Origin of the sequence: Paenisporosarcina sp. TG20, from assembly GCF_000286315.1 — a bacterium.
In the GTDB taxonomy this organism is placed as follows: Bacteria; Bacillota; Bacilli; order Bacillales_A; family Planococcaceae; genus Paenisporosarcina.
On the sequence record NZ_ALJG01000197.1, the window covers coordinates 1 to 8,869 of the forward strand.

An 8,869-nucleotide genomic window follows, 5' to 3' on the forward strand; every position below is an offset into this window, starting at 1 on the left:
AGCCCCGCAGGAACAGATGGAACGAAGACTAAGAACGCCACTACGCGAGGCAACGTCTTCGTGACCAACATCCTGTTGGCCCGAAGGCGTGCCCCACGGAAAGCGTCCGCATGGAGCGGAAATCAACTTTGTGGACTTTATTACTGAATTTTTTATTATAAAATTGTCTCTGTTATTAAAACATTTTAAATCAACGTTAAATATTATTATATCAACTTTTCAGAAAATTTGTAATATACTTGTGTAAGGGAATCGTTTGGAAACTTTACCTAAAGTTACTATTCTTATAAGGTATCTGACTGAAGATGTCCGCACATGGTGAGTTTAATGTAAGCGCTTTATTACACCTCGTAGAAATTAAAACAGTGTATGTACCAACAGAAGGAATCGTTGTAGAAAGGGGGATGCATACTTGGAAGATAGAGATAAAAAAACAACACAACATAACAAAGCTAGGATTATTATAATCGGGACAGGATTCGCAGGTATTGCAGCGGCAGTGCGCCTTAAGAAAGATGGCGAGCAAGATATTATCATTCTAGAACGCGGGAGTGATGTAGGCGGTGTATGGCGAGATAATCGCTATCCAGGTTGCGCTTGCGATGTGGAGTCACATCTCTATTCTCTATCCTTTGCGCCTAATGCCAACTGGAGCAACAAATTTTCACCCCAACCAGAAATTTATGCCTACTTGCAAAATTGTGCTAGAGAGTTCGGTTTAATGGATCATATACGTTTTCAACATGAGGTTAAAAGAATGGATTGGGATGAGGTTAATGGGGAATGGATTATTCAAACCAATCAGGGAGAATTCAAAACGGTTTTTGTAATCGGCGCATTTGGTGCACTTAGTAATCCGTCCGTTCCAAAATTAAAAGGAATAGATAGATTTAAGGGGGAGGTCTTTCATTCTGCCAATTGGCCCGATCATTTCAATCCCAAAGGAAAGCGTATTGCTGTTATCGGAACAGGTGCTTCAGCCATTCAATTTATCCCAGCCATACAGCCTGATGCAGAATACCTCCATGTTTTCCAACGCACTCCTGCTTGGGTGATTCCACGATTGGATGGCCCAATTAGTCAAGACATTCAAAAAGCTTATAACCGTTTTTCAATACTTCAAAAAGTAACCCGGTTAAAAATATATGTCCAACGAGAGGTAAGAGTATTAGGACTAAAGAATCCGAAATGGTTAAAGTCGGTTGAGAAAATAGCTGTAAACCATATGCATAAAGCTATAGAGGATCCAGTTATGAGGGCAAAACTTACTCCTAGTTATATCATTGGATGTAAACGTATTCTGCTTTCTAATACCTTTTATCCGGCACTTGCTAAACCAAACGTAGATGTGAGTACAACAGGAATATCTGAAATTACTGAAGATGCAGTAATAGATTCCTTAGGTGAAAAAATTTCGGTCGATACGATTATTTATGGTACAGGGTTTCAGGTCACTGAACTACCTTTTGCACATAACATTTTCGGTAGAGAAGGACATTCACTAATAGATGAATGGAAAGGTAGTCCTAAGGCTTACATGGGTACAACGGTTGCTGGTTTCCCAAACTTGTTCATTCTTCAGGGTCCTAACACGGGGCTTGGACATACATCCGTTATTATCATGATAGAGGCACAAGTTGATCATATACTTAAAACCTTTAAATATATGAAACAAAATAATCTTGATACGATTGAACCTAGCGCGAGTGCACAGAATCGTTTTGTTGAAGAGACAGACAAATCGATGGAGGGAACAGTTTGGACTTCTGGTGGTTGTAATAGTTGGTATCTTGATAATACTGGCCGGAATTCTACCCTTTGGCCAAGCTTTACGTTTTCCTTTCTTAGGAAAGCGTCTAAATTAAATCAAAAAGATTATATTGTACGCAGTTCGACACGACCAAAGCCTGCTGTTAAAGAAGGAATTACGTTAGGTAAGTAAGCAAGTATTTAATTGATAAATTGTGTATCCTAGTAATTTAATTTGAATTGGAGGAAAAAGAAATGGCTAATTTAAACCCTAAAATGAGGCACTTTTTAGATAATTTGATACCTGTATACCCAGAAGGTTATACACAAACTATAGAGGATATTCGATCAAGAGCGAGCGTGGTTACCGGCGCAGTCGAACATGTTCATAAAGTAGAAGATCGCACTATTCAAGGCCCAGAAAGTCTAATTCCTATCAGAATTTATAGTCCTGAGGGTAATGAATCATTTCCTATTGTCGTTTTTTTCCATGGCGGGGGTTTCGTATATGGTGATCTTGAAACTCATGATGCTGTTTGCAGAGGTCTTGTGAATGCCTCTCAACATATCGTAGTAGCTGTCGATTATCGACTAGCACCTGAGCATCCATTTCCTGCAGCCGTGAATGATTGTTATGCAGCAGCGAAATGGGTATATGAAAATGCCTCTGAATTTAACGGAGACTCTACTAGATTATCTGTGGCAGGTGACAGTGCCGGTGGTAACTTAGCTACTGTTGTATGCTTAATGAATAAAGAAACAGGTGGGCTTTCCATTGCTAAACAGGTGCTAATGTACCCTGTCACGGATTCATATCAACCAGAGAAATATGACTCTTATAAAGAAAATGGGAGTGGCTATTTTCTAACTGCAGAGAGTATGGGTCTGTTTAGTATGCTATATGTTCAAAATAAAGATTATGCCTTTCACCCATACGCGGCCCCAATGAATGCAACTGACTTAAGTGATCTCCCTCCTGCTTTAATCATAACTGCAGAGTATGATCCACTTCGTGATGAAGGTGAATTATATGCAGACAAGCTAAAGAAAGCTGGGGTGCCGGTTACCCTTAAGAGAGAGGACGGGCTAATACATGGTTTCTTTAACCTCTTTAGTCTACTAGATTCTAAAGATGATATTAAAGAGATATATGAATATATTGGTTACTTCCTATTGGAAGATACTAGGAATTTGCTTCGCAGTGACGAAAACATTATATTAAGCGAAAAATAGAACATATGTGTGGGATAATAAGCAGATAAAATGAATGACAAATTTTTCGAAGTTGTTGCGCCTTGGCTTTTCATTTATTTTTGACATTGTATTTACCTTCTTATATTAATTGCTGATTCTAGGTCCTTCGTTACAAATTATAACGGTTTTGACACCTATTTTTAGTCGCTTCAACAGTTACCTCATTCGTATTTTAGGGAATGGATGAAATGTTGAGACTCTTTAAATAGAAGGACAAAAGTCTCTCAAAGTATAAAAGCTTGATTAATTAAAACCAAAAAGCAAACATTTGAATATTCCTAAACTAAGACGTATACTTATTGGAAAAGCATAAAGTAAAAAGACCGAATGCTATAACATTCGGTCCAGCAACTGCAACCGCAGAAAGAGCGGTAGGCCCGATATTACGTTGAAGTAACCGTCACACCTTGCATATGGGGACGGTTACTTCTTTTTCGTTATAAAAAAGATGATGGACAACAAAATGGAAATAAAAGCAATCCAACCAAGGGATAGTTGAATTAATAAGCTCATGGTTTCGTATGTTGTTATTAAGTTCTCGACATAAAGCGAACGTATGTGTGGTATAATCGAAAGGTAATAGAATAGGAAACTCAAGGGTGGTTGGCTCACTCCCGTACGAAAGGGGGTGGTGCTAATGTCAGTATTCGAAGCATTAATGTTCGCAGTAACTTTTGCAGCATTGATTGTAGCAATTCTGTCATTTAACCATAAAAAATAACCCATCCTTGAGTTAGCGCTCAGATGGGTTACTCCAACTATTTAGCCAATCCCCTTGAAGGGATCCTACATTACATTGACCGTTTGGTGTTCAAGCGCCAAATGGTCTTTTTTATTGTACTCAATTGCTAAGTTCATTATACCAAAGGTTGTTTTCTGTATCAACGAAAAGAGATTATTTTTGTGTCCTTAATAATTTCCGTCCCAGGGATGAAAACAAAGCTATAAATTCACTCTATCCTGAAACTGAAACAGACGTTATTCAAGATACGATTCTATTAGATAAACGTCATGCTTATGTTCAGTTCATTACGGATGAAGGAAAATACGGGATGAGTTTTTGGTCGTTAACAATTCGCGTCCTAGGGATGAAAACAATTAACTTTGTAGCTATTCAATTAGGTCTTACTATGTACATGGAAAAGACAATATTCCATTTCACTCACTTATTTGGCCGGCTATCTTAATGGGAGTTAACAATAAGTCCTTGCCTTCTCATATTATTTCAAATGAATATTTGACCCTTGAAAAAAGAAAACTTTCTACAAGCCAAAATTGGGCTGTTTGGATACCTTATGTTTTGGATAGATATCACCCAGACTCTCTACGGTATTTCTTAACAATAAACGCCCCAGAAAATCGCGATACAGATTTCTCATGGAGAGAATTTATCTATAGTCACAATTCTGAGTTACTTGGTGCATATGAAAACTTTATTAATCGAACATTAAAATTCCTAGAGAAATCCTTTGAAGGAGAAATCCCTGTTTATGAAGTGGATAATGAAATTAAAAAATACACAGAGAGTTTGTACAGTGAAATTGGCCGATATATTGAAGAAGGACATTTCAAACTAGCATTAGAGACAATTTTCAACTATATTCGCTATGCTAATAAATACTTTGATAATCAAAAACCTTGTATTCAGGTTAAGGAAGATCTAGATACATGTAAAGAAACCTTAGCTAACTGTGTGTACATTATTGGAAATGCTTCGCAGTTGCTTTCACCTTTTCTACCTTTTTCTAGCGAGCAGGTTCGCAAAATGTTAAGTATAAGTAAATTTAATTGGCATCCTATTACAATAGCTAAAGGTCAACTACAGCCTATAGAACCTTTGTTTGAAAGAATCGATATAAAAACAATACAAGAAGAAGTTGATAATTTATTTGATAAATCCAAAAAGTAAAACAAATATTGAGAGCAATAGTAATCCGCGTTCCAGCGATGGAACCAATTACAGCCGTAGTGTAGCGTCCAAGGGTTTAAAACATATCAGAGGCGACAGTTGTAAAACCTGTTGAGTCTAAAAACTTGTTTAGAATTCAGGTAAGAGCTTTTTTCAATAAAAAGAAGGCTGCTCTCTAATAGTTCGGTGCACAAGGATGAAAACAACGTTGTATATTCAATGAATATGGAATTGACTGGTGAAAAGAAGAAGTGAGATCCCGTAAATGTTTGAGTATAGTGTAGTTAAATTACTTAATTGTCTATATAATGTAAAAATAGAGGGTGGATTAATGATGAAACAACTTTGGAATTCTGATGTGCTAGACGCATAAGAATTGAATCCACTGACACCTGAAAAAGTCGAGTCCGCTCAAAGCGAACTGAAAGTAAGACTACCTGATTAGTATTAACACTGTTAAAAGTGCAAAATGGAGGTTCTCTTCCACTGAAAAACAAGCCCGTATGGGTGTCGCTACATTGGAAGCATATAGAGGTAGAGGTCTGATAGGTGAACTAATTCATTACATACAAATTGAAGCGGGAAAACGAGAATTAGAAAACCTTTGGGTGTTTCCTATTAATGAAAATATCGAAAAAGTGTATCAAAAATACGGCTTTCAAACATTAGAGACGCTAAAAACAGGACACGCCTTTTTAGGTGGAAAGAGCATTGAAGAGATTAGAAGGGGAGTTCTATTAAGTAAGTCGAGAGCGGCCGAAATTGTATCTTCGGCCGCCACTCTCTATTGAAAGCATTTTCTCTTCTTTTATTCAACCAAAAAAGAAATTTGTAGAATCGTTAAGGGGAATGAGTTCATGGGAAATGTGAATATTGTTGAACAAATTATGTCTCTAGTAGGTTTGTTGGTTCTTGTATTTTTTGCGTATCGAATTTATCAAAAACTATCAGAGAAGCCAAAGTTATGGAAAGTTTTTGTTATTATTATGGTAGGTTTATTTGCTTTCACCTTTAATATATCGATGTTTGGCATTATGGTAAAGATTCCCGTTTTACCACTCGGTGTATGGATTTTATATGCGATTTTCAGAAAGAAGGAAGAGCAATGGCAAGTCTATCGTCGCTTTGCATGGTTAGGTTTTGTTATGAACTTTGTCTTTGTCATCACCACTTTAGTTGCTGTACCTATTAATCAAATGATGTATCCAGAGAATGAACCGGCCAGTTATATTTCAACTATTCATGATGCTTCTATCGTACATATTCATCCCTCGGCTGAAAAGAGCAGTCTAAACAAAGAAATTCTTTTAAAGGAAATTGGTCGTTTAAAAGAAGAACCTGTTCGAAGTCATGAATGGTATAACGAAACGGACATGTATGATCCCGATAAAGAGGTAATTGAACGTTTTCCTTATCAACTCGTTGGTTTTAAACCTAAGTGGGGAAGTGGCCTTAACACGATTGTGTATATTGAAAAGGATGGAAAAGGACTTTTAATACAAAAAATCAACTTTATTTTCGGTCGGAACACTCGTTGATTGAGAAGGTGAATTAAAATGACGAAAAAAAAGTTGTGGTTAGTTGTCAGTGTGGGTATGCTCATTCTTTCAGCATTATTGATTTATTGGTTTTATTTTTCGAAGCCAGATTCATTTCCGGAAAATGGTCGATTAGTTCAAGATATAAATTCACTCTATCCTGAAGCCGAGGCAGCCGTTATTCAAGATACGATTATGACGGATGAATATCATGCTTTTGTTCGGTTCATCACGGAACAAGGAAATTACGGGATGAGTTTTTGGTCGTGGGAAAAACATAAGTGGAATGTTTCAACTATTGATACGTCAGGAGGACCAAGTATTTGGAAAGTAAATGAAATGGATCCTTCAACCTATCACCTCGTTTGGAACGGTCTCCCAGAAAATCAAATTCAGTCGATGAATTTTTATTTTCTAATAAAGAGGAATTTTCGAATTTCAGATGGAATTGAGGAATATACTCCAGGCGTTCAAATGAAGAAAGAATTAAATCGCTTAGAAATCTCTCGGGGTATCTTTAAAATACCAGAGGAATGGGTATCGGTGTTGAATTCATATTCAGAGTTAGAAGCAGCTAAACAACCGTCCATGTTTGACACTATGTTTCCTGTATCTTCATCATTCTTTGCTTGGAATGCCTATGATGATAAAGATAATATATCATACGTCGGTTTACAAGCAGGCGGAAGTTCATTTCATAATGGACAGGAAAACATAGAATTTGTGAGGTTTTTAAATGAAATGGAAATAGAGTAATCAGGAAACTATATAAGTTTTTGTTTGATAAAATATAGAAATCGACAGTGTCATTTAAGGAGTGTAAGTAAATGAAAAAAAGAATAATTTGGATTGTTAGCAGTTTATGTGTACTAGTGTTCATTGTTCTGATTGGTGCAGGAAGTTATTTTTATGATGTGGCAATAAACCGAAGTGATGAAGATATTAAATTGCATGGTGGAAGTGATAGTGAAACGATAGTTGTAAGTGCAATGGAACAAAATCTTGAGCAACTTAAACTAGAAGAAGTCATGGAATGGACGGAGCAACAGACGTTTGAGACTCTTGAACTGGAATCAGAGGATGGGTTAAAGCTTAAAGCAGCATTTTTAAAAAATGAAAAACCGAATGGAAAAGCAGTTATTTTGGCTCACGGATATAAAGGAAACAAAGAACAAATGCCGGGTATTACTAAGTTTTACTATGAACAAGGGTTTGATGTATTGAAGCCTGATGCAAGAGGTCATGGTGAGAGTGAGGGTGACTACATCGGTTATGGTTGGCATGAGCGTAAAGATTATCAGCAATGGGTTCAACTATTAATTAATGATCATAACGCGGATTCAATTATTTTACATGGATTTTCGATGGGAGCGGCAACTGTACTGATGACAAGTGGAGAAGAGCTTCCTCCTGAAGTGAAGGGAATCGTGGCAGATAGTGGCTATACGTCAGTTGATGAAGAGTTAACTCACCAGCTAAAACACATGTACCATCTCCCAGCTTTCCCTCTTATTGAAGTAACGAGCGTTATGACTAAGATAAGAGCGGGCTATTCATTCGGAGAAGCATCAGCACTAGAACAAGTAAAGTCTAACAAACTCCCATTATTTATCATTCATGGCGATCAAGATGATCTTGTCCCAACAAGAATGGCCAATGTCCTATATGAAGCAGCTACAAGTGTCAAAGATTTATGGATTGTCCCAGGTGCAGGCCATACTGATGCATTCACGATAGCTGAAGAGGAATATAAAGAGAGACTACTGAAATTTTTTGAGGTGGCGATGGTTGGTGAATAGGATCTAAAATGATTGCAATTAAACTTCCTGTTGACCTGGTCACAAACCAGCCGAGGGAGAACACAAATTAATCGCAAGCCATAAAAAATAACCCATCCTTGAGTTAGGCGCTCAGATGGGTTATGCCTACCATTTTGCCAATCCCCTTGAAGGGAACCTGCTATTACAATGACCGTTTTGGTGCAATCACCCAACGGTCTATTTTATTGTACTCATATGCTAATTTCATTATACCAAAAGTGGAATTTATGTATTAATGAAACAGAATCAATTATGGATAAAAAAACATCTTATAGAACACATGACATTTACTTAAGTTTATTTCACTTTTAGTTGGTAAATAACATTATTCCTCATCTCCAAAGTCAATCATCACTCCAACAACCTCTTTAGAAATGTTATACTTTACTTTCACTACGTACATTCCGTCCCCATAACCAGACATTGAAACCGCACCACCCGGAACAACTCCACCCTGTGCATCTGATGCAACCATATCAGAACAGGCAACACAATATTTTAATCCAACTTCATTAATCTCTATGTCATCAACATTTTTCACTTCATACTGTATGGCATCGTCTCTACCAAATACTTTAATCAAGCGTGTTGATTATCCA

The 8,869-nt window shown here is 37.1% G+C and carries 7 protein-coding genes and 2 pseudogenes; 8 read left to right on the plus strand and 1 reads right to left on the minus strand.

The annotated features are described in order from the left end of the window. Positions 1-412: 412 nt before the first annotated feature. The 8 genes and pseudogenes from B371_RS0103560 (at position 413) to B371_RS0103600 (ending at position 8,249) form a co-directional block, all read left to right on the plus strand. Entirely contained in the window at positions 413-1,942 is a 1,530-nt protein-coding gene (locus B371_RS0103560; protein ID WP_019412938.1) for an NAD(P)/FAD-dependent oxidoreductase, read from the plus strand. 62 nt (positions 1,943-2,004) lie between these two features. Continuing rightward, on the plus strand, positions 2,005-2,982 hold the full coding sequence (locus B371_RS0103565; RefSeq protein WP_019412939.1) for an alpha/beta hydrolase: 978 nt from the start codon (positions 2,005-2,007) through the stop codon (positions 2,980-2,982). Between the two features lie 866 nt (positions 2,983-3,848). Beyond that, positions 3,849-4,190 carry a hypothetical protein gene (locus tag B371_RS23185; protein ID WP_019412940.1) on the plus strand — a complete coding sequence of 114 codons (342 nt, stop codon included), beginning with the start codon at positions 3,849-3,851 and terminating at the stop codon, positions 4,188-4,190. Next, a pseudogene (locus B371_RS21200) lies at positions 4,127-4,912 on the plus strand (class I tRNA ligase family protein); the annotation flags it as partial. The gene B371_RS23185 and the pseudogene B371_RS21200, both read left to right, overlap by 64 nt. Positions 4,913-5,346: 434 nt before the next feature. Continuing rightward, positions 5,347-5,643, plus strand: a pseudogene (locus B371_RS21205) (GNAT family N-acetyltransferase); the annotation flags it as partial. A 126-nt stretch (positions 5,644-5,769) separates the two neighbouring features. Next, positions 5,770-6,450, plus strand: a complete 681-nt coding sequence (locus tag B371_RS21210) for a hypothetical protein (protein ID WP_019412943.1) — start codon at positions 5,770-5,772, stop codon at positions 6,448-6,450. An 18-nt stretch (positions 6,451-6,468) separates the two neighbouring features. Beyond that, on the plus strand, positions 6,469-7,206 hold the full coding sequence (locus tag B371_RS0103595; RefSeq protein WP_019412944.1) for a hypothetical protein: 738 nt from the start codon (positions 6,469-6,471) through the stop codon (positions 7,204-7,206). 71 nt (positions 7,207-7,277) lie between these two features. Next, positions 7,278-8,249, plus strand: a complete 972-nt coding sequence (locus B371_RS0103600; protein WP_019412945.1) for an alpha/beta hydrolase — start codon at positions 7,278-7,280, stop codon at positions 8,247-8,249. A 346-nt stretch (positions 8,250-8,595) separates the two neighbouring features. On the opposite strand, the gene B371_RS23720 is transcribed toward B371_RS0103600, so the two are convergent. Then, positions 8,596-8,853, minus strand: coding sequence for a hypothetical protein (locus tag B371_RS23720; protein WP_019412946.1), 258 nt, complete (start codon positions 8,851-8,853; stop codon positions 8,596-8,598). Positions 8,854-8,869: the final 16 nt, after the last annotated feature.